Source organism: Bradyrhizobium elkanii WSM2783 (assembly GCF_000472865.1).
GTDB classification, from domain to species: Bacteria; Pseudomonadota; Alphaproteobacteria; order Rhizobiales; family Xanthobacteraceae; genus Bradyrhizobium; species Bradyrhizobium elkanii_A.
In genome coordinates this window covers 43,608-66,161 of record NZ_AXAP01000045.1, presented here as the reverse complement: position 1 = coordinate 66,161, position 22,554 = coordinate 43,608, and the positions used below count along the sequence as shown (strand labels likewise).

General features: G+C 57.2%; 23 protein-coding genes. 11 read left to right on the top strand and 12 right to left on the bottom strand.

The window, feature by feature from the left end; all coding sequences use genetic code 11:
- Nucleotides 1–1,422 precede the first annotated feature (1,422 nt).
- Entirely contained in the window at nucleotides 1,423–2,565 is a 1,143-nt protein-coding gene (locus tag YY7_RS0131080) for a putative zinc-binding metallopeptidase (protein ID WP_245287470.1), read from the top strand.
- A complete protein-coding gene (locus tag YY7_RS0131075) occupies nucleotides 2,562–3,596 on the top strand; it encodes a D-alanine--D-alanine ligase family protein (RefSeq protein WP_028166633.1) in 1,035 nt (344 codons plus the stop codon). The genes YY7_RS0131080 and YY7_RS0131075 overlap by 4 nt, the downstream gene beginning before the upstream one ends.
- 224 nt (nucleotides 3,597–3,820) lie before the next feature.
- Here YY7_RS0131075 and YY7_RS0131070 read toward each other — a convergent pair whose 3' ends face one another.
- The 4 genes from YY7_RS0131070 to YY7_RS0131055 all read right to left on the bottom strand — a co-directional run bounded on the left by YY7_RS0131070 (nucleotide 3,821) and on the right by YY7_RS0131055 (nucleotide 6,589).
- Nucleotides 3,821–4,633, bottom strand: a complete 813-nt coding sequence (locus tag YY7_RS0131070; protein ID WP_028166632.1) for a Crp/Fnr family transcriptional regulator — start codon at nucleotides 4,631–4,633, stop codon at nucleotides 3,821–3,823.
- Between the two features lie 1,067 nt (nucleotides 4,634–5,700).
- On the bottom strand, nucleotides 5,701–5,985 hold the full coding sequence (locus YY7_RS0131065; RefSeq protein ID WP_028166631.1) for a DUF1488 domain-containing protein: 285 nt from the start codon (nucleotides 5,983–5,985) through the stop codon (nucleotides 5,701–5,703).
- 45 nt (nucleotides 5,986–6,030) lie between these two features.
- Nucleotides 6,031–6,327: a hypothetical protein gene (locus YY7_RS0131060; protein ID WP_028166630.1), complete on the bottom strand. Its 297-nt coding sequence runs from the start codon at nucleotides 6,325–6,327 to the stop codon at nucleotides 6,031–6,033.
- Entirely contained in the window at nucleotides 6,320–6,589 is a 270-nt protein-coding gene (locus YY7_RS0131055) for a hypothetical protein (RefSeq protein ID WP_028166629.1), read from the bottom strand. The genes YY7_RS0131060 and YY7_RS0131055 overlap by 8 nt, the downstream gene beginning before the upstream one ends.
- A 569-nt stretch (nucleotides 6,590–7,158) precedes the next feature.
- On the opposite strand from YY7_RS0131055, the gene YY7_RS64510 reads away from it, so the two are divergent.
- Together YY7_RS64510 and YY7_RS60785 are read left to right on the top strand one after the other, a co-directional pair.
- A complete protein-coding gene (locus tag YY7_RS64510; protein ID WP_283807027.1) occupies nucleotides 7,159–7,293 on the top strand; it encodes a hypothetical protein in 135 nt (44 codons plus the stop codon).
- 376 nt (nucleotides 7,294–7,669) lie between these two features.
- Nucleotides 7,670–7,852 carry a hypothetical protein gene (locus YY7_RS60785; RefSeq protein WP_155255385.1) on the top strand — a complete coding sequence of 61 codons (183 nt, stop codon included), beginning with the start codon at nucleotides 7,670–7,672 and terminating at the stop codon, nucleotides 7,850–7,852.
- Nucleotides 7,853–8,064: 212 nt separating this feature from the next.
- On the opposite strand, the gene YY7_RS56895 is transcribed toward YY7_RS60785, so the two are convergent.
- Together YY7_RS56895 and YY7_RS0131035 are read right to left on the bottom strand one after the other, a co-directional pair.
- Nucleotides 8,065–9,123: a sensor histidine kinase gene (locus YY7_RS56895; RefSeq protein ID WP_028166628.1), complete on the bottom strand. Its 1,059-nt coding sequence runs from the start codon at nucleotides 9,121–9,123 to the stop codon at nucleotides 8,065–8,067.
- 597 nt (nucleotides 9,124–9,720) lie between these two features.
- Nucleotides 9,721–10,116, bottom strand: a complete 396-nt coding sequence (locus tag YY7_RS0131035) for a response regulator (RefSeq protein WP_028166627.1) — start codon at nucleotides 10,114–10,116, stop codon at nucleotides 9,721–9,723.
- A 537-nt stretch (nucleotides 10,117–10,653) separates the two neighbouring features.
- On the opposite strand from YY7_RS0131035, the gene YY7_RS0131030 reads away from it, so the two are divergent.
- The 4 genes from YY7_RS0131030 to YY7_RS0131010 all read left to right on the top strand — a co-directional run bounded on the left by YY7_RS0131030 (nucleotide 10,654) and on the right by YY7_RS0131010 (nucleotide 13,362).
- Nucleotides 10,654–11,274 (top strand): Crp/Fnr family transcriptional regulator, encoded by a 621-nt coding sequence (locus YY7_RS0131030; protein ID WP_080663918.1) that lies wholly within the window; start codon nucleotides 10,654–10,656, stop codon nucleotides 11,272–11,274.
- Between the two features lie 425 nt (nucleotides 11,275–11,699).
- On the top strand, nucleotides 11,700–11,942 hold the full coding sequence (locus YY7_RS0131025) for a hypothetical protein (protein ID WP_028166625.1): 243 nt from the start codon (nucleotides 11,700–11,702) through the stop codon (nucleotides 11,940–11,942).
- 496 nt (nucleotides 11,943–12,438) lie between these two features.
- Nucleotides 12,439–12,717: a hypothetical protein gene (locus tag YY7_RS0131015; RefSeq protein WP_028166624.1), complete on the top strand. Its 279-nt coding sequence runs from the start codon at nucleotides 12,439–12,441 to the stop codon at nucleotides 12,715–12,717.
- Nucleotides 12,718–13,158: 441 nt separating this feature from the next.
- Nucleotides 13,159–13,362: a hypothetical protein gene (locus YY7_RS0131010; protein WP_028166623.1), complete on the top strand. Its 204-nt coding sequence runs from the start codon at nucleotides 13,159–13,161 to the stop codon at nucleotides 13,360–13,362.
- Between the two features lie 1,115 nt (nucleotides 13,363–14,477).
- Here the strand turns inward: YY7_RS0131010 and YY7_RS0131000 are convergent.
- The 5 genes from YY7_RS0131000 to YY7_RS0130980 all read right to left on the bottom strand — a co-directional run bounded on the left by YY7_RS0131000 (nucleotide 14,478) and on the right by YY7_RS0130980 (nucleotide 19,226).
- Nucleotides 14,478–14,648 carry a hypothetical protein gene (locus tag YY7_RS0131000; RefSeq protein WP_245287468.1) on the bottom strand — a complete coding sequence of 57 codons (171 nt, stop codon included), beginning with the start codon at nucleotides 14,646–14,648 and terminating at the stop codon, nucleotides 14,478–14,480.
- Nucleotides 14,649–16,049: 1,401 nt separating this feature from the next.
- Nucleotides 16,050–16,343 carry a hypothetical protein gene (locus YY7_RS0130995; protein ID WP_028166621.1) on the bottom strand — a complete coding sequence of 98 codons (294 nt, stop codon included), beginning with the start codon at nucleotides 16,341–16,343 and terminating at the stop codon, nucleotides 16,050–16,052.
- Nucleotides 16,344–16,477: 134 nt separating this feature from the next.
- Nucleotides 16,478–16,765, bottom strand: a complete 288-nt coding sequence (gene rpsU, locus YY7_RS0130990; protein WP_028166620.1) for a 30S ribosomal protein S21 — start codon at nucleotides 16,763–16,765, stop codon at nucleotides 16,478–16,480.
- A gap of 891 nt (nucleotides 16,766–17,656) precedes the next feature.
- Nucleotides 17,657–18,823: an acyl-CoA desaturase gene (locus YY7_RS0130985; protein ID WP_028166619.1), complete on the bottom strand. Its 1,167-nt coding sequence runs from the start codon at nucleotides 18,821–18,823 to the stop codon at nucleotides 17,657–17,659.
- Between the two features lie 193 nt (nucleotides 18,824–19,016).
- Nucleotides 19,017–19,226 (bottom strand): cold-shock protein, encoded by a 210-nt coding sequence (locus YY7_RS0130980; RefSeq protein WP_028166618.1) that lies wholly within the window; start codon nucleotides 19,224–19,226, stop codon nucleotides 19,017–19,019.
- 1,341 nt (nucleotides 19,227–20,567) lie between these two features.
- Here YY7_RS0130980 and YY7_RS53320 point away from each other — a divergent pair.
- Nucleotides 20,568–20,747, top strand: a complete 180-nt coding sequence (locus YY7_RS53320; RefSeq protein ID WP_035691339.1) for a hypothetical protein — start codon at nucleotides 20,568–20,570, stop codon at nucleotides 20,745–20,747.
- A gap of 652 nt (nucleotides 20,748–21,399) precedes the next feature.
- Here the strand turns inward: YY7_RS53320 and YY7_RS62135 are convergent.
- Nucleotides 21,400–21,636: a hypothetical protein gene (locus YY7_RS62135; protein ID WP_028166617.1), complete on the bottom strand. Its 237-nt coding sequence runs from the start codon at nucleotides 21,634–21,636 to the stop codon at nucleotides 21,400–21,402.
- A 174-nt stretch (nucleotides 21,637–21,810) separates the two neighbouring features.
- Here YY7_RS62135 and YY7_RS60780 point away from each other — a divergent pair, with 174 nt between their 5' ends.
- Both YY7_RS60780 and YY7_RS0130960 read left to right on the top strand, forming a co-directional pair.
- A complete protein-coding gene (locus YY7_RS60780; protein WP_155255384.1) occupies nucleotides 21,811–21,981 on the top strand; it encodes a hypothetical protein in 171 nt (56 codons plus the stop codon).
- 310 nt (nucleotides 21,982–22,291) lie between these two features.
- On the top strand, nucleotides 22,292–22,537 hold the full coding sequence (locus YY7_RS0130960) for a DUF6894 family protein (protein ID WP_028166616.1): 246 nt from the start codon (nucleotides 22,292–22,294) through the stop codon (nucleotides 22,535–22,537).
- The last annotated feature ends 17 nt before the right edge of the window (nucleotides 22,538–22,554 follow it).

The following is a 22,554-nucleotide window of genomic DNA, read 5'->3' as shown; positions in this document are numbered from 1 at the left end:
CGAGCTTGGAAACGAGGATTGAAGGTCGGTAGATATAAAGCCGTTGAGGACCTCCTAGCGCACAATGTCGAAGCGTTTACTGGTATGCCTGAATTGTTCTTNACTTGGGCGCTGGCTGTCGGAAAGCGCGTTCACTACGAGTTTCTCGATAACAGTGTACCCGAGGGCCAGCNTCCGCGAACCGTGGCATTTGGCTGGAATGGCGAAATGACCATCCTCGATGTTAAGAGCATGTTGGATATTGAAAGGTTCAGAAAGATAAACATCCGCGCTAAGGGACCAGAAGAAGTGTACCGCGGAAAGAATTTTGCACCTGAATGTAACACCGATTTTTTGAGGCGGTGTGTTCGCTGGATTCCAGTTATCAATTTCGCCAGTTACAAGACGGGTGCAGTCTACGCGCGAGTAGAACATGGGAGGTGGGTATGGCGNGACGATCAAGCTCTTGCCNGCGCGCTGAATGATCCTGATACGCGAGNCGGNCTTGACGTAATCGCTCCAAAGATCAACGACTTGGAGTCTGACGTGAAAGGGTATCCGACAAATCTGGAGCTTGAGAAAGTGCACACCATTGGCTCTTGGGCCGAGGCTATTTACGGCTCAACCGCAGGTGCGGGATAGGTGGCACCCTTGTGGATGCGCGGCGCACCATGGCNCGCGGACCCGGGCGGCAAAGCCCATCGCCGCGCAAAGCGCCAACACTTAAAGTCAGCTTTTGGCCCTTCGCGACAGTTTGCGCAGCGCGGACATGTCCGCAGTTGCGGGTAGACCGGAAGTCTCGGGCTGCGGCGCAAACCGGCGCGATTGACCCAAAGCGGGCAAGAGTTGATCTAAATCAACACAAGTCGTCGGCCGCCTCCGGAAACTCGATGTCGGAGAGCACACGAAGCCGCGGTGCCGCCCAAGGATGAAATCGTCGATGATAAAGATCACTCTGATGATTTGCGTCGCCCTCATGCTGTTGGCGTCGAGTGCGACTGCGCAAAAGCCAGTAGGACCCTGCACAGCGGACGAGATGAGGTTGTGCGCCGGAATACAGCCAGGTCGAGACAGTCTCCGCGCCTGTTTTCGAGAGCACATCCAGGAACTTTCAGATGCGTGCCTCTTGGCACTTGCTAGGCTTAGTGCGGTTGACAAGACATGCAGGGAGCGGCTCAACCGAGAGTGTGCCAGCGTCGAACCCGGACAGGGCCGCCTCGAGTCTTGCCTGAGGTCTGCTGCCGCCAAGCTGGACGATTATTGTAAAGGTGCTCTTAGTCGCGCTATCCCCGGCGCCGGCAGTACCCGGTGATGATCGCGGAATTGGACCTTCGTTGCTGCGAAGTCCGGAAATGGCCCGACTGCGAAGTCCGCGCACGATCGGAAATCGTCTGCTTATCGGGGTAGATCGGAAGTGACTGGTCGACCTTCCAATCGGCGCTTTTGACCCAAGCCGACGCGGCCATCGAACAACGGCACGCCGCCAAGACTCGGCGGTTGTTGCCAGCAGCATCCTATGACACCATCCAGGTGCGTTTTTATGGCTTCTGGATGCCTATGCCACGTCGGAAATATACTTGGGAAAAGCTGTCGGACGAGCAGTTGCTCGAGCAACGCCTCAGTAGCCTGAAGGTTTCGGTCGAAGACACCTGGCTCGAGGATTGTCTCAGAACTCTATACGAAGAGCTTCAGGCGCGGGGCATCCGGCTGCGGCCACACGCATGGATATCGAGCGAATGGTTTAGTCCGGCAAATGTGCCGGGCATCGCCATCCCATTCTATCTCGCCCATCCCCGACTTATGAAGATCGAGAAGAAAATGATGCTTGACGTGGAGGGTGGCACCTGGTCCGAGTGCATGGCCATTCTCCGTCACGAGGCAGGCCATGCCGTGCAGCACGCCTACCAGCTGCAACGCCGCCGGCGTTGGCAGCAGTTGTTCGGCCCGTCTTCGAAACACTACCCCCTCTACTACCGGCCCAATCCGGCTAGCCGGCGTTATGTCCAGCATCTTCGGCTCTGGTACGCGCAGAGCCATCCGGACGAAGATTTCGCCGAAACCTTTGCAGTGTGGTTGCGGCCGCGGTCGAACTGGCGGACACGGTATGCCGGTTGGCCAGCGCTGAAGAAGCTTGAATATGTCGACGAGCTGATGGGCGAGATAGCAGGGAAGCGGCCGCCAGTCACGACGCGCGAGCGTACCGATCCGCTGCATAAGCTCAGTCAAACGCTTGGCGAGCATTACCAAAAAAAGCAGGCGTTCTACGCCTTCAAGCCACCGAAGACATACGACCGCGACCTCTCCCGCCTGTTCTCTGCTGACCCACGGCATCGGCGGCAGCAACCGGCTTCGGTTTTTATCAGACGGCACCGTGCCCAGATCAGACAGCTGGTTGCGCGGTGGACGGGCGAGAACCAGCTTACGCTCGATGCCGTTCTTGACGATATGATCTCCCGCTGCCGCGAACTCGATCTGCGTGCCCCCGGCTCCGAACGGAAGCTTGTGCTCGACTTCACCGTCCTGTTGACCGCCAAGACCATGCACGCGCTGTTCGGCCCGTCGCGGCGCAAATGGATCGCGCTATGAGACGTCTGCGCATTCTAGTGCTGATGCATCCGGACTGCGTGCCCCCGGACTCGACCGACGGATACACCGCGCGGGAAGTCAACGCATGGAAAACGGAATTCGACGTCGTGAGCACCTTGCGTGGGGCTGGCCATGACGTTCACCCGCTCGGCGTGCAGGAGGAAATCAAGCCGGTGCGCGACGAGATCGAAGGTTTCAAGCCCCATGTGGTATTCACGTTGCTGGAGGAATTCCACTATGCGTCCGCGTATGCCCAGCATATCGCCAGCTATCTCGAGCTGATGAAAATCCCGTATACCGGGTGTAACCCGCGCGGCCTGATCCTGGCGCGCGGCAAGGATCTATCCAAGACACTGGTGCACCATCGCCGGATCGCGGTGCCCGCCTTTGCCGTGTTTCCGATACGCCACAAGGTCAAACGGCCGGCGCGCCTTGCGCTGCCGCTGGTCGTCAAGAGCCTGAACGAGGATGGGTCCTTCGGAATCTCGCAAGCATCCATCGTCGATACGGACGAGCAGCTCGCAGAGCGCGTCGCGTTCGTTCACGAGCGGCTCGGTACTGCCGCCATCGCCGAACAGTACATCGAAGGACGTGAACTATATGTCGGCGTGCTCGGCAACAATCGGCTGCGCGTTCTGCCGGTCTGGGAATTGAAGTTCGGCAGCATGGGCGGTCAGGGGGCACGGCAGATAGCCACCGAAAAGGCCAAACACGATCCGAGTTATCAGGAACGCGTCGGAATTGTAGATGGGCCGGCCAAGGACCTTGCGCCGGAGGTATCCGCCGGCATTCAGCGAACGGCGAAACGCATCTACCGGACGCTGGGGCTCGATGGATACGCACGCATCGACTTTCGCCTTTCTGCCGACGGCACTCCGTATTTCATCGAAGCCAATCCCAACCCTGAAATAGCGAAGAGCCAGGAGTTCGCTACAGCCGCTCGGTATGACGGGCTTGATTACCCCGACCTGTTGCATCGCATTCTGGTCCTCGGAATCAGCCGGGCAAAGGCAGGCGCATCCGTAGGCTGAAAGACCACGCGAAACGGGCCATTGCGCGAGCTGGTCTGCTTCTGGCCCCGAGCCGACCAACGCCCAAGCCGTTGTTACGTCGGCTGTCGGTGGCAGACCGGACGCCTGTCCATGCTGGGATGCACCGCCGCTTTTGACCCCAAACCGGACGTCGTTGCATCGCGAGACCTGCGCTGCGTCGGGATGTCCTGTTACCAAAAGTGCGGGACATCAAGAGCCAAGGGTTAAGCTATGTCATCCGTGGCTAAAATCTGCCGCGCGGTCTTTTCTTGTGCGATAATTCCTTCCAGCCGCGATATGTTCTCGAGCAAGCGCTGGCTGGTCAGCACAAGAGAGTAATAGCTGAATTGTGGATTCTGAAAAAAAATCTCGAGCAGCTTTTCATAAGTAATAGCCATCACTTGCCCGTCTTCGATGCATTCGACGGTCGCGGTTCTCCGCCGATTGGGCGTAAGGAAACCGAGTTCGCCCATGAGACGTCCCGGCGGAAGCTCGACGCCGATTTCCCTGACCAAAAACGTTCCTGTGACCGTCAGGAACATTTCGGAAGCTGCATCATCCTTCTTGAACAATTTGTCTCCCCGGCGATATCTGCGCTCAGTCATGAACGGTTTGAGCCATTCCAATGAGGTATCGCCCTCCGTCGCGATACGTGCCCTTTTGATCAGATTGAGCATTTGACGGAGGCGGATTGCATTGATCGGCAGCAAGAGCAGATAGAGGATGAAAGCCCCGACATTTCCCGAGAGCGCGCCATAGGCAACGAAGAACATGCAGCCGACCATGTTTGCGACGCGCAGCGGCACTATCGTTTGCATCAGCAAGGTAGCGGCAAGAAAGATGGCGCCAACGAGAGCGAACATGTTGGCGAGCGTGATGTTGGCCAGCACGATTTCCAGCAGCCGGTTGAATAGTGCGTCGTAGGTGATGTTGTTCGGATCGAGACCCATCTGAACCAGAATCTTTGCGATCCTGAGATTGTCCGCCGCCGTATCAAGAATGCGGTCTAGTATCGAAGCTGCACTGTTGGACCCCATCGGATCATCCTCCGCGCAAAGCTGTCGGTATTCGTCGGGTATCCCGGATACTGACAATTAAAGTCGGATAGCAACCGTTTGAGTAAGATTAGAAGCGGACTCGGTGCATCGATCGATTTTACTTCGGGCGTTGGTTTCGGCAATTGCCCGCTCTCTAGTTGGTTTTGCCGTTGTATCTGCCCCTAAGCTGAAGAGAGGTAACGCCGGTTCCTGGGCGACTTTCGCAAGTGGAGGGCAATAGCGTCGCAAAAATCGGGAACTTCCGAGTCTGACCCTCAACGGACATTCGGTCGGCATCTGCTGCGTTCAAGACAGGTTGTGGCCCCCGTATCCTGGTTTTGGTGTCCTAGTTCGATTTGTGTCCGCTGGAAACCGAAGGGCAGTCAGCGGCATATTAGGATTTATCGGAAGTGCAAACCCTACGATTAGGACCGGTAAGCACTGAGGTTGTGTCATGCAGCGCCGCCGCCCGATCAAACATACTTTCTTCGAAAGAACGTCTCGCCGAAGAAGCCAATCGATTGCGAGAGGAAGCCAAAAAGCTACCGCCCGGCCCAGCACGGGAAGGATGCTGCCGACCGAGCGATTGCCCGCAGTCGTGACCTTGCTGATCAGCGCCGACAGATGATGGCGAAATGCGAGAGGGATCGCCGCCAGGAGGAAGTCCGTTTTGCCTTTTTCCGGGACGTTTCCAGAAATCCGGAAGTTAGAATGATTTCGATCTGTGGCCATCGCTCACGGATGATAGCTGCCAGCCTCACGCCGTCGACCCCTTGGGGCATGTCGATGTCCGAGAAGACAATGCGGGATCCATCCTGGATTCTAATACTTCGATGGCTTGAGCCGCGTTAGCAGCCTCCACAGCTTCAAAACCCGCATCCATAAGCAGCAATGCCTCGTCCTCTACGACCAGCACGACGGGCCTTTTCTCAGAGTTCAATTGCCAGGTTTCTGCACCTTTTCAAATGCCGTAAATTCGGCTCCAAAATCCGACGGTGAAGTAACGGAGAACTACTCCGCCCGTTCCTATGGGGACCACTCTGAGCGCTTGTCTCCCGGGAGAGCTGCTATCGCCGTTTCCGGAAATCGATGCTGCGCAGGATGATGCCGGGCGGCGACCCCTCGAACTCGGTCGCCTGATATTTGCCGTCGGCACACGCCTCGATGCGCTCGCGTAACCGCATGAATTGCGGCTCACGCTGGCTCGCTCTCGCGCGCACCACACCTTCCAGTTCATCCATGGCGGAGGTCGAGACCGCGCAGGGAATCTCCTTCTCGCCGTCGAGCATCGAGAACAGGACGACCATCCTGTCGTATTCGTAAGCGATGAAGCGACCCTGCGTGAGCGTCATCTTACCTACTCCTTGATGGGTCGCGGGCGTGCCGCGGTTCCCGACTCAGCCCTGCTCGGTAAGCCGGACAAAATCCTCCAGCACGGCTGCCACGAGATCGCGATGCCTTGTGTCTTCCGGCGGCAGGCCCGCGGCGTACAGCTTGAGTATATAGCGCGCCTTGACGGCCGCCTCCGGCCATGACGCGGCCGGAATTGACAACAGATGGTCTTCCACCTCGGCTCGGCGCTCGCGCAGCTCCCGTGCATGGGTCTCGACCTCCGCGAGCGCACGGCGGATGTCGGTTGCTTTTTGCGCCGTCATGCCGCGGTGGCGGTCGAGATCGAGCGGTTCGTCAGCCATCGGATGCGCTCGCGTCGATGCGTTGCGCGTCGGCCAGATCGACAGAGCCGATCGAGACCACCTCCATCGCCAACCCGCGTGAGCCTTCCACCGGCACCTTGATCATGGTGGCGACGCGGCGGAACGCCTCGAACGATAGCCCCTCGATCGTCTCCTCGTCGGTGGCGACCTCATAGGCGCCGGCGGGCAGCAGGCAATCGATGCCCCTGATCCGGAACGGGTGCTTGAACGTGACGACTTCACGTCGGGAACGGATGGTCATGCGCGCCTGCCTTTCGCAAAACGCCGGGCGCCGGCGCTGGCCCCGACAGCAGCATGCGCTCTTTGCGCCGCAATAGCCATCGCTATCTTGCCCGCGCGGCAACTAGAGGCGTACCGTGTCGCTTCGCGCGTACTCCTGCCGCAGCCGGCGCAAAATGCTTTAGCGCTCGCTATTCCCAAAGCATCAGCGTAGGGTCAGTTATCACCGCATTTCCCGTGGCATCGTCCGGTGACTGAGGGCCGCGCACGCTCCCGCCGCAAAGCGCAGGAGCATTTCGTTGCGGCAATTTCGTCTGGCCGAGTGGATCGTACCACCGGTCATCGTCCCGCTGGTGCCTGTGATCATTGTGATCGCGGTGGCCGTCTTCCATGCCTAAACTGAAATACTTGGTCAGCGGCCACCATGAAGGTATCAGCGAACATCTCGGGCGCGTCACGGTGGCGGTTGCACTGAGAAAGGCCAGGCAGTTCGTGCAAGAAGGCCACATCGACGTGAGGATCTGCACACCGCGTGGGCAGGTCCCTGTTGTCAGACGACTTTAGTCATCTCGAAAACAGGAGGAGACCGCCATGGCCAAAGGCCAGCAACGAGGCAACCGCGAAGCCAAGAAGCCCAAGAAAGAAAAGATCAAGATTATCGCCGCAGCACCAAGCCAGAAAGCGGCGACCTGGCAGCCGAGCTTCATGCCACGGAGGAAGAAATAGCTCTGGATGGATCGGTCAATCACTCAAGATCGGTTTCCCAAGGTGATTGCGCTGCCTATGGGCTCGTTCTGTACCCCGCGGGTACGTTCCGCAAAACGCGCAACGGCGCCGTAGGAGTTTTGAAACGCAAGCAAAAAAGCTGATCGATCGTAGCGATCATGGCATTCAGCTTTGGCATCTCGCACGCCTTGTGATCCGCCTGCCGGCACTGGGCTAACAGGGTAGGAATGACCGATGCACTTCGTGATCGCCAAAACAGGCGCTCGTAAGTTTCGGTGTATCAAGCGCGATCACATCGGTCCAACCCAGGTCCCGGATTTTCAAGCATGGGCCAAGAGCAAATTACGCCCGCCGACAACAACATGAAGGCCGCCTCATGCAATATCAAGGTATAGAGTACACAATAGTCCAAACCGCCAATCCTTTCGGCTGGAAATGGTCGTTTGAGCGAGAAGGACGCTCGCCGAAAACTGGCATTTCTTATGATCGTGCGGAGGCAATTCTTGCCGCCGAATGGGCCATGCAGCAAGCTCTCAAAGAGAAGCCCTATTCAAAATAAGACCACTGAGTTGACGGCCTTTTTAGGAATGTCGCCTCTTGGCACCTTTCGGACCTAACAGGCCCGGCTGACGATGTCTGTTCTTGGGGCTAAAGCGGACTGCTCAGTTGCGCGCCCGGACTTCCGAATTTGGACCCAAAGCGGACCCTTGACACTGCCCGGTTGAAGTAGCGCGTCGTCAGGTCGATTGAAGGCGTGCCGACGGTCGGCCGCTAGATGCTAGGCTTAGGCATTCGGAGTGTGACGCGGCAACCCTGATCCAGATTTTCGTAATCGATCATGCCGCCGAGTTGCTGTGATAGCAGAGATACAACCCGCGATCCGACGCCTTCCGGGTGCTGCGTTCGGATGCCGACGCCGTTGTCACTCACAGTAAGGACCACTTCACCATCGGCATGAAGGTCGACGTGGATATGACCCGGCCGCCCGTCCGGGAAGGCATACTTTAGGCTGTTCGTAACAAGCTCATTGACGATGATCGCGATTGGGACGGCCTGCTCGCTATGGATATACAGCTCATCCGCCCGAGCCGTGATCGCCACAGGGCTTGTCCCAGTGAGTGACGCGGAAAGATGCTGGCATATTTCTGTGAGATACTGCTTGGCATCGACGACCTTCCGCTCGGCCCTGATCGTGAGGTGGTCGTAGACCTTTGCCATCACCTGGATGCGTGAGGCCATGTCGCCGAGCGCGTCGGCCGCGCTGACGCCGGCCTGCTTGGCCTGCAATCGCATCATCGCGGATATCATGGCTAAATTGTTCTTCGTGCGATGCGCCAATTCCATGAGAAGAACCGTTTTCGCTTTCTCGGCGGCAACCACCCTCTCCAGTTCGTTGCGAAATCCCTCTGCAACTAGGCCGATACCGAGACCCGTCGCAACGAACAATCCCAAAGGTAGAAGATGGGCAATCCACGGTGCAGCGGGCGCGGCGTACACCGCATATAGCGTGGCGAGTGCAGTGCCGAAAAATGAGCTAGCGCGATCGAACAGAAGGCCACATAGAAAGATCCCGGGAAGAAGGAAGAACAATCCGCCGAAGCCGCTTTGCGATTGCAGACCCATTTGCACAAGAATGAAGAACACCATGATGAGGGCGCTCGTCCCAAATCGGATATAGGCAGGTTGCGGATGAGCAGGAAGGAAATAGAGTAGGCGTTCCATTGAGTAGAAACCGTCAGGCTGCGCTTTGAGTTCCCGAAGCTGTCGGCCAATGTCTTTATTCTGTAAAGCGCCTTGCTCCGACGGTGGCGGGCTGTAGTTGCGCTGCAACAGCGAAATTCGTCAAAGATGCGAGCCCTCTTCGTCGGCCCCCTCCAATAGCTGAAGACCGCGTTGAAGATCGTTACGTCGGCTCGCCACGGTAGACCGGACTTCGCTCAGCGCTGCATCCTAATGCCGCGTGTGACCCATAGCGGAGATTCGAGCTGTATCCGCAGCGGCCAATTTGAGTGGAGCGTTGGAAATCGGACTGACAGATCACTCTTCGGCAATAAACCTGGAACTGAGACTTGGGCCACAGCGTTTTTTCTCTTGGCAAAGTCCGTCGAACACTACGGTTTAGGACCCGTAAGTCGGAGGTTGTGTCATGCGGCGTCGCCGATCCTTACCGCACTCATTTGAAGATCAGATCGCAGCCGAGAAGGCTAGGCTGCAGGAAAAGATTACCGATCTTGTGAATGGTCCCGACAGGGATGCCGCGCTTAAAAAGATCAGACAGTTGGAGACCGCATCCCACATAAATGATTGGCTGACGTCACCCGGTCTCCGGTCGCCGGAGTAAAACCGCACAACAATGTCCGGTAACGGGTTGGGTGTAGGCGCCGACGGTCACCGAGCGAATCTTGGCTTTGATTGTGACCATGAGCGCTATACGCCCTCGCTTGCCCCTCCGCCCAATAGCTCCCGCAATGTGCCGGTGATCTCCCCGACGGAATAGGGCTTGGGCAAAAACCGGCCGCCCTCCGGCAGCTCGTAGTCGCGAAGCCTTAGTTGGCCCGAGGTTGCAATGATCTTGATCGGCGGCCAGCGGTCTCGCACCAGGTGGGCTAACCGCAGCCCGTCAATTGAACCCGGCATCTGGATGTCGGTGAAAATCACACGAATGTCTGTCCGGGCTTCCAGCACGGAAATAGCCTCGGCCGCGTTTCCAGCCTCGATCACGTCGAAACCGGCGTCCTCGATCATTGCTACGGCATGCCATCGAAGAAGCGTCTCGTCCTCGACGACGAGCACAACCGGGCGACCGCCAGCTAAGTGCTGCATCGGCGCTACCAACCTTGAATAATCGCAGATGGCGCTTTGAAGCCCGAGTCCCACTGCGGGTGCGCTTCACCCTGTTCCTATTGTCGGAAAACGGACATAGGCGGTGCAGAGAGGCCAATTCGCTTGTTGACTATTCGTTCCGAGAAGCGCCCACTGTGTAAGAAGAAGTACCAGAGCTACGGCAGAAACGAACCTGCATCTGCGTCAATGTCATTGTCGGAATTCCGACAGACAAGGCTCTGACGACCCAGCTTTCCGACGAGAAAGCTCGGATAGCCTTATAGCTAGGCACCTCAGCGCTAATCGGCAGCAGCTCGGCTTAGGACGGAAACCGGACCGACACGGACTGCCGGGACTCTTAATGTAACCCTGATCCCGCGCGGAGCGTCCCCTCGGAGCTCGCACCCATCACCCTGCGGTATATCGCCCGACCGACCACGGACACCGCATTTGCACGCACCTTCGCCCACGCCGCTCGACAACAGGCTGCTCGCGTCACTGCCAGGCAGCGAGTTTAGCGCGCTCGCGGTCCATCTAATGACCGTGGTGTTGCCGCAAGGCACTTCTGTCTACGAAGCAGGCACCGAGGTCGAACAGATCTATTTCCCTCACCACGGCATGTTTTCGTTGCTCGCAGTAATGCGTGACGGCAAGGCCATCGAAACCGCGACTGTCGGCCGCGAAGGCGTAGTTGGCGCGATGGCGGGATTAGGTCTCTACAAATCGCTCGTCCGGGTGAACGTTCAATTGCCAATGACGGCCAGCGGGATATCGTCAGCCGCTTTCAGGAGGTCAGTTACCTCAAGTCAAGCGATACGAGACCTCTGCATACGCTATAATGAAGTCCTCTTAACCCAAGCTCGCATTACGGCAGCCTGCAATGCACTGCATCCAATCGACCAACGTTTTTGTCGTTGGCTATTGCAGTCGGCCGATCGCGCAGCGGGCGATCCCATTACGCTGACGCAAGAACTGCTTGCCGATATGCTGGGAGTGCGAAGGACATCTGTGACAGAGGTGGCCGGCAAGATACAGGATCAAGGCATTATCACCTACTCGCGAGGCGTCATTAAAATATTGGACCGCGGCGCGTTGGAGCGACTGTCGTGCGAATGCTATCAGACGCTCGTCGAGCATGAGGCGACTCTAACAAATTGACCCAGCCGCCGATTGAACCCAGCCGCATCCCGCCCTTGATAAAGCAGCCCGGCCGGGGGCACGACCGAGCTGCCCAGGCACAAGTGCACACACGAGTTGGGACCATCTCCGGATATAGACGAGCCGCCGTCGAAGCCCGCGCGCACCGAGCGAGGAATACGTGGCCGATCTGCGGGAGATCATGAAGAAGATCCGCCGAAAACTGAATTAAGCCGCCGCCGCAGTGCTCGCCCCGCTGGGGTGTCATCCCCCTTTCCGGGTCAATCGCCAAGGCCTAGCGCTTGCCTTGGAGCCGCCCTGGCGCGATGCTGAGGCATTGGGCACTAATTCCCGAGAGACCATCTACGGGACCTCTGTGAGGGCCTCAGAGGAGCGCGCGGCAGAAGCTCGGAGGCAGGCCGACAGGCCTGGATGAGGTCAAAAGCATGAGTGTGAAGGTGCGAGAGTTTATCGATTTTTGGATGCAGAATAGCGTTCACGCCGCCGAGCAATTCGGCGATCCAGGCGCCTCGCAAGACGTGGCCGAGTTAACGCGGCGCTGCATCGAAATGGCCAAGAGCGAGGGGATCACGGAAAATGCCATGCGCGACGAGGTCGGTGACGTGGCTGAATATATCCGAGGCCGATTAAAGGCAGCGAACAAATCCGAGTCGGATCGCCAGAAGTAGGCCTTTGATCGGCACCGTTAGGAACGAAGACCTTCCGGCATCGTCAACTTGTGCCCCTGGCCCCACGCCGCCTCAGCTTGGCCCAGGTAAACCTCCAAGGATGGCGGCCCCGACGGTTCTGGGCCGTTTCTATTGGCAAAGGCCGCTATCCGTATTTGAATGTCGGAGCGTCCTGATTTCGTGTGTGCACAATTGAACTTTAAGCCCGGCCCCTTACTGTTTGTGCATCGCCGACGGAACGATGGCATCGGCGCCTGAGAGACACCGCGCTCCCGCCGCACCCAGCGGAGCGCCCCATGTGTGCCAGATGCGACGAGATCGACGAGAGGATCGCCCGTTACCGCTGGATCAGAGAGCAAATTTGGGATCAACAGGTGCACGATGCTACCCTGCAGTTGGTGGCAAAGCTGGAAACTGAGAAGCAAACCCTGCATCCCAAGCAGTAAGATCGCCTCTACCAGCAATGAAAGAGCAACCTTTCCAGCGAGGTGACGCGATGGATGAGTTCAAGATCAAGATCGCGCGCATTGAGATAATTTCGCCTAACGAACGGGGTGAGGACCTTCGCTTAGCGTTTCAGTTCGAGAGCGATCAGACCAGTTTTTCACTGCCAGTCTTGCTGAACTCCCGCGAATTTGACGATACCGAACTCGTCGAAGTTGCGCGAAGCAAGCTGTATGACGTTTTTAGGCAGCTTTGCAGTCAGTGCAAGGGTTGGCAGTTGTCCGATGACGAGCGCCGGGAGCTCGCAAGCATCAGCGCGCGGCCCGCCTGATAGGCTCGGGGGTCGAAATGGCGGAAGGAGGAGGAGCGGCCCCGACGGGACCCGGCAACCAGAAGGCTGCTGTTCATCACTGGAATGTTGACGGTCAGGAGCGCATATACAGTGGATGGCAAAATCACTTAGGACGCGCCTGCTGGAAGTGAAACTAATCGCCCTGCTTCCAACGAAATGGGAGTGGCAGGTTTGCGAAAGCGACGTGCCCATAATGTCTGGTTATGAGACATCGCGCGAAACTGCACAGATCGAGGGGAATAGCGCGCTATTTTACTTGCTGCGATGCCCGATGTGACCATTCGAAGCGCCTGATGCGAATTGTGTCGACTCCCGGATGAAAAGGTTGTCTGGTCGCTGACATCACCGCCCGGCCCATGGCTTCTATCGGTGATGAGAACGCCGGTTGCGCTCCCGCCCAATCGAACAGGGAGCGCCGTTATGCCGCTTCGGCGACGTTTCGAGCTGTCATCATCCACATTCGAGTTCCGCCTGACGCAAGAGGCGATCAACCTTCGCAAACAGGCTGAAGGCATGCCCTTTAGCATTCGTCGCGACGAGCTTTTGCGAAAGGCGGCCCAGATAGATGCTGCCACCCAGATCAATAAGTGGCTGACTTCGCCGGGAATGCGTGCTCCCACGTAATTTTCAGTTTCAAGCCCGACAGAAGCCGCAGGATCAGCCCCAACCGTTACGTGGTAGCCGGCGCAGTAGACCTTCTAACGGGTCGACGCCCGGTCCGGCGCTTCGTGTAGGCGCCGCTAGGAATTCAGCCAAGGAGAATTGACATGATATCGAACAGGAGATCTCTCAGTTCCTACAGCCACAAACTCGAATATGCTTTGCTTGTTGTGGTGCTGGTTGCGATGGCTCTATTGCTCGCCGTCTGATCCAATGCGGATGCAGCGCTGCCACTCGTGAAATTTCCCGGCTGGCGGAGCGCGGCTTTAACTATGCGAATCCTATTCTCGGTCACTGTGACAACGCTCGTCGTGATCGGCACGTTCGCAGTTATTCGTTTCCTCGCGGGAAGCTGATCCATAGTCGACGAACATTTCATCACCCTATAATCTCCACTTGAAGATCGGTGCGTTTCTCCTACGATGCTGTGGTCGTCGCGCCGATCTGGCGTCCTAGCATCGTGGCGGAATGGGTCGCGGCCAACTGGGTACTTCGGCGGCGCTTGGATTTTGCCCCCAAACCGGGGAAGGCCTCCCGGCGACGTCCCCCGCTCCTCCAGTTGCCCTGTTGAAGTCTTGAGCCTCAGTTGGCTTTTCGCGACTTTAGCCCTACATTTTGCCGCGAGACGCATCCTCGGGAGACTCCGCGAATGACCGTCCTTGACGTCTATACCTACGCGCTCCCGTTTCTGATCGTTGCCGCGGTCGGCATCATCTATTGGTGGACCGGCCGCCACGACAGCAAGCATCGTGCTTGACCTTGCAAACCTTCTGGGAGCCTTGTCCCAAGGTCGACTAAAGCACAGGTACTGCTGCTGAGCTCCCACCGCCCTTCCCGAGAGGAACAGGTGTGGCGCTGATCTGACTATCGCCATGTCCGCTTCTGGGCCTTTTGAGACTAGCAGACCGAGTCTGAAAAGGTCCGCTCATCGGGGTAGACCGGAAGTGATCGGCGCAGGGGTCAAAGCGGTCGCACCCTAGTTTGGGCCGAATGGCAGGTGCAGATCACCGACGAGTACGGCAAGATATTTCAGCTTAACAGGTTCGAGGAGCTACTCAGATTTGACCGAAAGCCTCCGATCAGGTTTTGAGCTTCCGCGCTGCTTCGGCCTCGCGAGCCAATCGCTCCGCCTTTAACCGCTCGTGGTTTGCATGGAACGCCTTTTGAGTGCGTTCATACTCGGCCATCGCTACCTTGACGTCCGCCTCCTTGAAGGCCTTTCGTGCCTCACGCTCGGCCACGGTGGGCATCTTCCGTTCGTATGTGTAATTCCTCATTTCCCTCCTCCTTTGCGTTTGCTCACTACGCAGTTTTGGGGTCGAAAGTCGCATCGGAGTTTCCCGGGAGCGGCCTAATTTGCCCTTTTGTGTTTACACTTAACTACGTCGGCGAGTGCAAATCGCCTAGAAGCCAGCGTCCAAGAGCCTTGGACTTCATGGGATCTTCATACGCGGCCAGGGCCGTAACTACGTGATTGCAGACAGCACATTCAAACGTATGCAAGTCGACGCCTGGGCATGCTGGCTCGATGCTGGTAAGCATCATCTCGGCCTTGCACTTCGGACAGGCAGGGCGCCCAAATGCAACCGGCGGAATGGCGGACGACATGTGTTGAGATTGGGGCATATGACGCCTCCCCTCGAATAAGCGGGAGCGCAACACTCTCTCTCACCGGTGGATGCCCGTGATGCGGCGGTGATGGAAGCTATATGGATCCCGATCGAACCAAATAGCCAGTTAATTCGTGTTCGGTTGCCGAATTCGTGGTTACACAGCGATTCAAGGGTCAAAACAGAGGCGGCCGCGCGCCATTCGCGCGGTGCGATCAGGACGCTAAATATTTCAGATTGGACGGAACGATTCACCTGGGCTGGTCTTGGTCCTCAGCAAACGGCGATCCTATCCCCGAACGCTAAGCCACCGACCGGTCGACATTTTGCCCAATGCCCGGCGGGAGGTCTCAAAATGGCCTCAGATGCGCGCGCACTGAGGCCATTTTGCTTGTTCAATGACCCGTCTGCGATATTGGGCAGCACTCAAGAAAGTGCACGATCTCACTTGATCGGCGGAATGGTTCGCCCAGGCGGCGATGTCCTGAGCCTACGCGCTTATGTTCAACTGCCGCAGCACGTCAGCGATGAGTTGCTTCACGTCCTGATGGCACCGTTGTTGAAGGCGATGGCGTGCCATGCCCGAGCGGCTCCATCCAATCGAGGACTTGGCGGGAGCGCAACCGGCGTTCTCATCACCGAAAACGGCCGCGAAACCGTAGTCGGGGGATGCGCCTTTATCCCGTGCAATACAACAGTAATTCCCCGGGAAGCAACAAAAGATACTGTTGCACTGCTCGCGTTGATCGGGGTTACCCGTCGATTATGGTTGAGGTGGCTATCTAGCCACAACTCGATCGACGCACTATTGGAAAACAGGGAGTTATCTTTTCACAATAGCTCCCTGTCGGCGGTGAACGCCCGCCCGTCAACCCATAACTCCCGTTCAGGTACCTTTCCGTTTTGGATGCTCGCAGAGGCGCCTTCCACAACCTAATGCACGCTGACGCCGAAACAGGAGCACACGTGAGAGACGGTGACCAGAGATCGGTAACCGCGCGGAGCCGATCCCAGACGCGGAAACTTGCCCTTAGAGCCCTCTCAGTGTTGAACTTCTTTCAAGCGAACGACGACGCCGGTGGGTTCGGGCCGATGTGTCGTCAACTTTGTAAAGCTCGCGTCGCTCCAATCTGCGAGACTTATTAGCTCTCCTTCCTCAGCCTCCATCCCAGGAACTTCGAGCAACTCCAAAACATGCAACCCCGTGGGGTCGAGAAAGAAAGTATGCTGCCCGAACAATTCGCGAAATTGTGCAACTGCTGGATGATCCTCAGCAAGCACCTGCGCTGGAAACTGAGACAGGGTTTTGGTTATCTGTGCTTCGTTTAATTTCATGGCGTGTTCCTGATCTTTAGCATCCGAACGCCCTTCCTCGGTTCCCCGTCATCATAGCTTCTCGGCCCCACAAGGCGGCGTTACGCGGAGTATTGCGAATACCGCGCGGACGACGATCCGCCTCCCGCGGCTTGTTAGGTCTCCCGTGTGCCACGAGTAGTGGCGGGCAGCATTTGCGCACGCTTGATCAAGACTTTCTCCCTTTTAGGCGGCGCGGCGATGAGTCCGTCGCGGATGGCCTGTTTCCGAGCAAGCTTACGGGCACGGCGGACGGCGTCAGATTTCTCTCTGGTCCTTTTCTCCGAGGGCTTTTCGTAAGAACGACGGCGCTTCATTTCCCTGAACACGCCCTCGCGCTGCATCTTCTTCTTGAGAACGCGAAGCGCTTGGTCGACATTGTTATCGCGAACGATTACCTGCAAAGTTGTGCTCCTTCAGAGTTGCAGGGCCAGATTGGCTGAAGATCGTGGCAGCTGAAGCGCGGCAACGACTCCTTCGCAGTAGATCCCGCTCGACTAACGATCCAAGTTCAAGGGACAGATTGCCCCTCGCGCAAAAGCCCGCTCAATCCCGGTATCGCGCCGGCCGCACAGTCATTCCAGTACATCCGTGGAGTGACGAAAGCTGCTTATGCCAGGGCAAGAGTTCTCGGTGCTGGACCGGGCCGAACTTCCGGTCGATCCTGACCTAGAACTTCATCCGCTAACCGTGGGCGAGTCCACGAATTCCGGCCCGCTCGATCGCGCTATGCCCCTGTACCTGTAGCCATATTCTCCGAAACGCAAACGCGCAGTTCGCTTGGAGCCGCCCAATTCCACAAATGCAATCCGACGATGTCTCTGGAAAGGGCCCAGGTTGGACCAACAACAAGGCACACAGCTAATCGAATGACGATAAGGTATGCGCTTTCCTCTAGAGCACAAGGCTTCTTTTTGCGCTGTCCGAGATTTAAGAATGCGGCGTCAATGATCCGCAGGCTGCGGATCATTTCCGATTTCAGCAAGGATGATGTGTCCGCGCTCGCGCCCCCGCTCGTCATATGAACGCGCGGGTGGCAGAAACGATTTAATGGCATCAATCTGCGCGGCCAACCTTCGGCCTGCTCGATGCTTCTGTTGCTTCGATCTCCTCGTTTCGGCTTTCAATTGGTTTGTTCAGGCGGCCGCACGGGCCTCGTGAAGGGCGAGCATCTCGGCCTCATCCTTCGGCGCCTTCGGTGCCGATGGGCGGGCTTAGACGCGGCACGTAGGCCATCAGTTCTTCGGCTGGTCGACTTCACGCCGGAGCGTTCGTGCTACGTCGTTGCGCGAACGTTAGCCCGTTTGTGATCGAAGAAGAGACGCGGCCAAATGCGAGCCCACAGATTCAAGGAGAAGGTGATACGCTCGGTCGACGATTTCGTCCAAAGAGTGGGTACGGGCGAACATGGCCTGCGCCCGGTCGAGCAACTCGTTGCGAGTGGGCATCCTGTTCAGATGAACGGCCGGCAGCGCGTCGGCGCCATGACAGTTTGCTTTGTTAATCGCTTCCCGCAGGGCGGACAGTTCGGATGAGTGCATCGCTGATGTAATAGCAAGCGCCATACGCTCAGGGTTGAAACGTTTAACAAGGTCCTCGGCCGCTCGATTGATGACCCTCGCTCCGAGCCGATGTTCGTTACGCCTCACCTGCTCGGGCGGCGCCTTTAAGTTCCAGACGATACCCAGGAGAGATAGCGCCTTTAAGATGTAGAAGGTCATATCAACCTCCCACCAACGAAAGCCTTGGCGAACGCTGCTTTGGTAGGCGTGATGATTGTTGTGCCAACCTTCACCCATCGTAAGCAGCGCCAGCAGCCAATTGTTGCGAGAATCATCCCCGGTTACGTACCGCTTACGTCCGTGAACATGCGCGAGGGAGTTGATGGAGAAGGTTACGTGATAAAGCAGCACCGTGCTCCACAAGAATCCAACCACCAGCCCTGACCATCCCGCGACGAGAAAACAGCAGGCGGCGAGTGCTATTGCAGGCAAGACCTCAAATTTGTGCAACCATCTTAATTCGGGAAACGATGCGAGATCCGCAACCTTCACCAGATCAGTCGTATCGTGTTGTCGCGCGAAAATCCAGCCAACGTGGCTGTATACGAAACCTTTATGCCGGGGCGAATGCACATCTCGATAAGTATCGGAATGCAAATGATGATGCCTGTGCTTGGCCGCCCACCACAGAATGCTCTTTTGGACGCTGCTCTGAGCGAGCGCCGCAAGGATGAATTGAAACAGTCTGCTGGTGGAATATGACCGGTGCGAGAAGTACCGATGATAGCCGGCACCGATCGCGAACATCCGCAGCCAATAGATCGCTACACCGAGAACGGCCGCCTGCCAAGTAATGCCGGACCAGAACGCCGCGGCGCATCCCAGATGGATCAAAGCAAATGGAAGAACTGACGGGTAGACAATATCATCATGCTGTTCGTCGACGTCGATCTTCGACATATCAACAAGTCCCAATCGCTTCTTGTCGGACGTATGCAAAGGATGGCCTAAAAGGTTGGCCAAATCACCTGGAGAGTCCCCTCAGTCGCTCGACAAAAAGCAACCCCGCTGCTGGCACACCAAACGGCGGGGTCTTTACCAGAAACTTTGCCAGTACATCCGTGGTCAAAGCATCGGCAGCGAGCGCGGAAGTTTATTCCGCGCGCAGATTTTCCGCCGCAGATTTGCCGGTCCGGCGGTCTGCGACGATCTCGAAAGAAACCTTCTGCCCCTCATTGAGAGTGCTCAGGCCTGCACGTTCGACCGCGCTGATATGAACGAAGACATCCTGGCTGCCCTGATCCGGCTGAATAAAGCCGAAACCCTTTTGGTTGTTGAACCACTTCACTGTTCCCGTTGTCATGGGAGATCGTCCTTCGATGTGCGTGTATTTGAGACCGCGCCAAGCGCGATCGGTTAACTCGAGATCTGGGAGGAGGGTCGTCAGTCAGGCGCGCTATTCGCGACGAGGCCAAGTCGTTCGGCCGAAAACTCGAATATTCAACACATAGTTACATTGCAGTCGAACCGCAAGGGAATGTTTTGCGGCCAGATGGCGGGCTTTGAACGCGAGGTCCGCGGAGAGACCCTCGAGAACGGGAATTCGGGTGGATCCGCTCTAACGGTTGATCGTTAGCCCGATCAGATCACGAGGAGGCTCGCAATCGGAACGGGGCCAATTGGAACACGGTATTTAGCCTTTCAGCAGCGGCGAACTTCGCGCTTTCCCTTGGCTTGCTTTTAGGTCAAACTATGTTCGCACATGTCGATAAGGGCTAAATGACAAAAACGCCCTCGGCCATCCGCTGTCCAAGATCCCATGATGGGATTTCGGGCACCGTCGTTGTTGCAAGCCTCTATCGTAAAGTGGGCAGAGAACCAGCCTGACAGACCGTCGCTACCAGAGGCCGTCCGGCGCTTGGTCCAGCTGGGACTGACGGTGAAGACGAAGCGCCGTTCCAGGAACGAAGGGCAGAAACAGCGCGCCCGCACAATGGCCGGTGAAACCATCGACGAGATGGCCGATCTCACGGCCAGTCAGCACACCCGGGCCAGCCGCAAGCGACGCCTCCTCAAAGGGCCGGAAGAGTTTCAAGACGTCCGAGTGGATCGGCCCGGAAGGAAGACATGATCGTGACGCCATTCACTGGCTGGCGAGTTGGGGCTCAAGTTCGAGAAGTGACCGATCGGGGCGCCAACGAGAATAACAAACAGCCTTGAATAGCATCGTACGTTAACAAGATCACCTGGACCACAGACCGGGAGGTTAACCGAGCCGGGCCGCTTATGTGCACGCTTGGATGGCTCCTATAACGGCGGACGATCTCCCGCCCTCTGGCGGATCAGGGCAATCTTACTGCTTCGCCTGTAACCTCGGGCGGACGTCCAACGGGTTAGGTGCGGCCTCGCTGAAGCCGCAATAGTGGATCACCGTACGGCACAGCAGCCGCAAATCTTAGGGGAAGACATATGTCACACGCCTATGAGCTAAATGACGACGTTCACCATCAGCCCCAAGGACCACAACGTCGTTCCGCAACTAATTCTTCGATGATTTACACCGTCGTTCGGCATATGCCTGTCGAGGCAGACGGACGGCTTAGATACCGGATAAAAAGCAAGACCGAGAATATCGAGCGGGTAGTGACGGAAGACCAGCTTTCTTATCCTCAATGATCTCCTTAGTGACTGTAGGACTCCGGCTATGCTGAATGATCGCGAAAATATCCTGAACGCGCTCCGTGAGAAGCCGCTCAAAGTCTACGAAGTCATGAAACGTGCTAATGTCGTGAATGAGGAGACGTGCCAATCGCTTCTATTGAAAATGCGAGAGGAAGGCTTGGTCAAGTTCGATATCCATTTGGGGCGCTGGCTCATCGGATGATTCGCAAATTGTGGCCCGTCCAGCACTGATCGCAAAAGATCCGCCGCGCGCTGAGGGACACCTTTCCGTGTTGGCGATGTCTCGGCGGACACCTCAACCGTCCCGCAGGTTTCGTGTGATTGATCTGCATCCTGCTCTGGCTGCCCGAATTCGACCCCATGCCGATGTTCGGCCGGGACGCATTGGGAAAACGGACCTGGGCCTTGTGCTAAATCAATCACGACCGGCCAGCCGTGAGATTGATGCCAAGGGCAAGGAAATTCCGAAGTCCTCCAATAAGAGAGTTCGCGAGCAAAAGCCAAAGGACCTTAGGAAGATGGTAGGCGAGGACATTGAGGAGTAGCGCGAATTCATTGAGAAACTGCGGCAGAAGATGCATTGAAGGCGTCTTGGCTCGACGTCCGCCGAAGCTCAGTTATTCATCGGTCGCTTCGTCTGCCTGCAGGCCGCCGGTTCCCATCGGCTCTGGTCGTGTCGAATCGGTTTTGGAACGATGCGGGGCGCTGTGCTTTCGCAGTGCTGATGTGCGATGATCCGTTACTCAGACGAGCCGACCGAGCCATCCGCGAATGCCGGATAACCCGGGAACAGGCTCGCGAAAACCTTCAGAAAGCGCGCATGAATGCGGCCCGTGTGAGGGCAACAGTGCGCATCATTCGCGCGGAGCGCTCTCAGCTGGGACCGGCTGATCGGGTCGCTTCTTCTCAGGAAAATCCCGCGGCGAACAGAGCTTCAGGCTGTGCGGATGGAACGTCGTCCGAGCGGACCTCCGCCTCAGGTTGTAAATAATTTCGGCCTGCCACGCCTGGTTTTCGGCAGTCAGCCGCTCGGCCTCCTCGATAGCTGCGGCGGCGCGGGCCAATAGCTTTTTCGCTGGCACCTTGGTCATCGGACATGCCCCTATAACTCACATGGATTAATGTCGGTTCCGCACGCCTAAGTTCCACTTTGAACCAAAGATCCCTGCGATTGTTGTTCCGCATCACCGGCCCAGGCTCCGCCCGTAGGCGTCGGTGGCTGAGAGACCTGTCGCGCTCCCGCCTGCACAGCAAGGGAGAGCTTCATGGATCAGTGCACGCCGTCTCGTTTGTCGCGCGAACGATATTTCCGTCAAACAATCGAGCTGACGCGCCAACGGTTGCGCCAGTCGCTTGAACTGCTGCGGCAGTCGGTGCCTGACACGTTCCTCGGCCGGAAGACACAAGAGCCATTTCCTAAGCAGAACGACGGGTGAGGCCAATTCAGTTGGCGGCTCCTTCGCGATATGAAGCGATGTCAGCTTCTAGGCCATGGGCAAAGTGAGGGCGCCTGTAATTGACGTCCGCTTAGCGGGGCATCCGTCAACGGACCAGATTGCTCGCGCTGAGTTTTTTGCATTTTGATCCGGAACGGACATCCGCCGGGCGAAGCGCGTCATGTTACCCATTGGTCCGAAATCTAACCCCCTCGGTGTCCTAAGTTGATTTTTTCACTCTCCCAAGCTGTATCTTAGGAACATGTCCCCTACTATCGATTAGCCATAACGACGTGAGGAATGCCACGCGATGCCACGTTACTATTTCGATATGCGTGACGGAGATGAACTTGCCGTCGATGAAGAAGGACTGGTGCTTTCAGATGTGCGGGCTGTTCAAGCTGAGGCGGCCAAGTCCTTAGCCGACATGGCACGCGAAGCAGTCCACGGTTCCCCAGTTGCCGGAAAGCACCACATGGCGATCGAGGTCCGGGACGGCTTCGGCCCTGTGATGCAGGTCAAGTTCACCTTCGAGGTTGAGAAGCCAATTCATTAAGACTGCCTCAGTTGGCG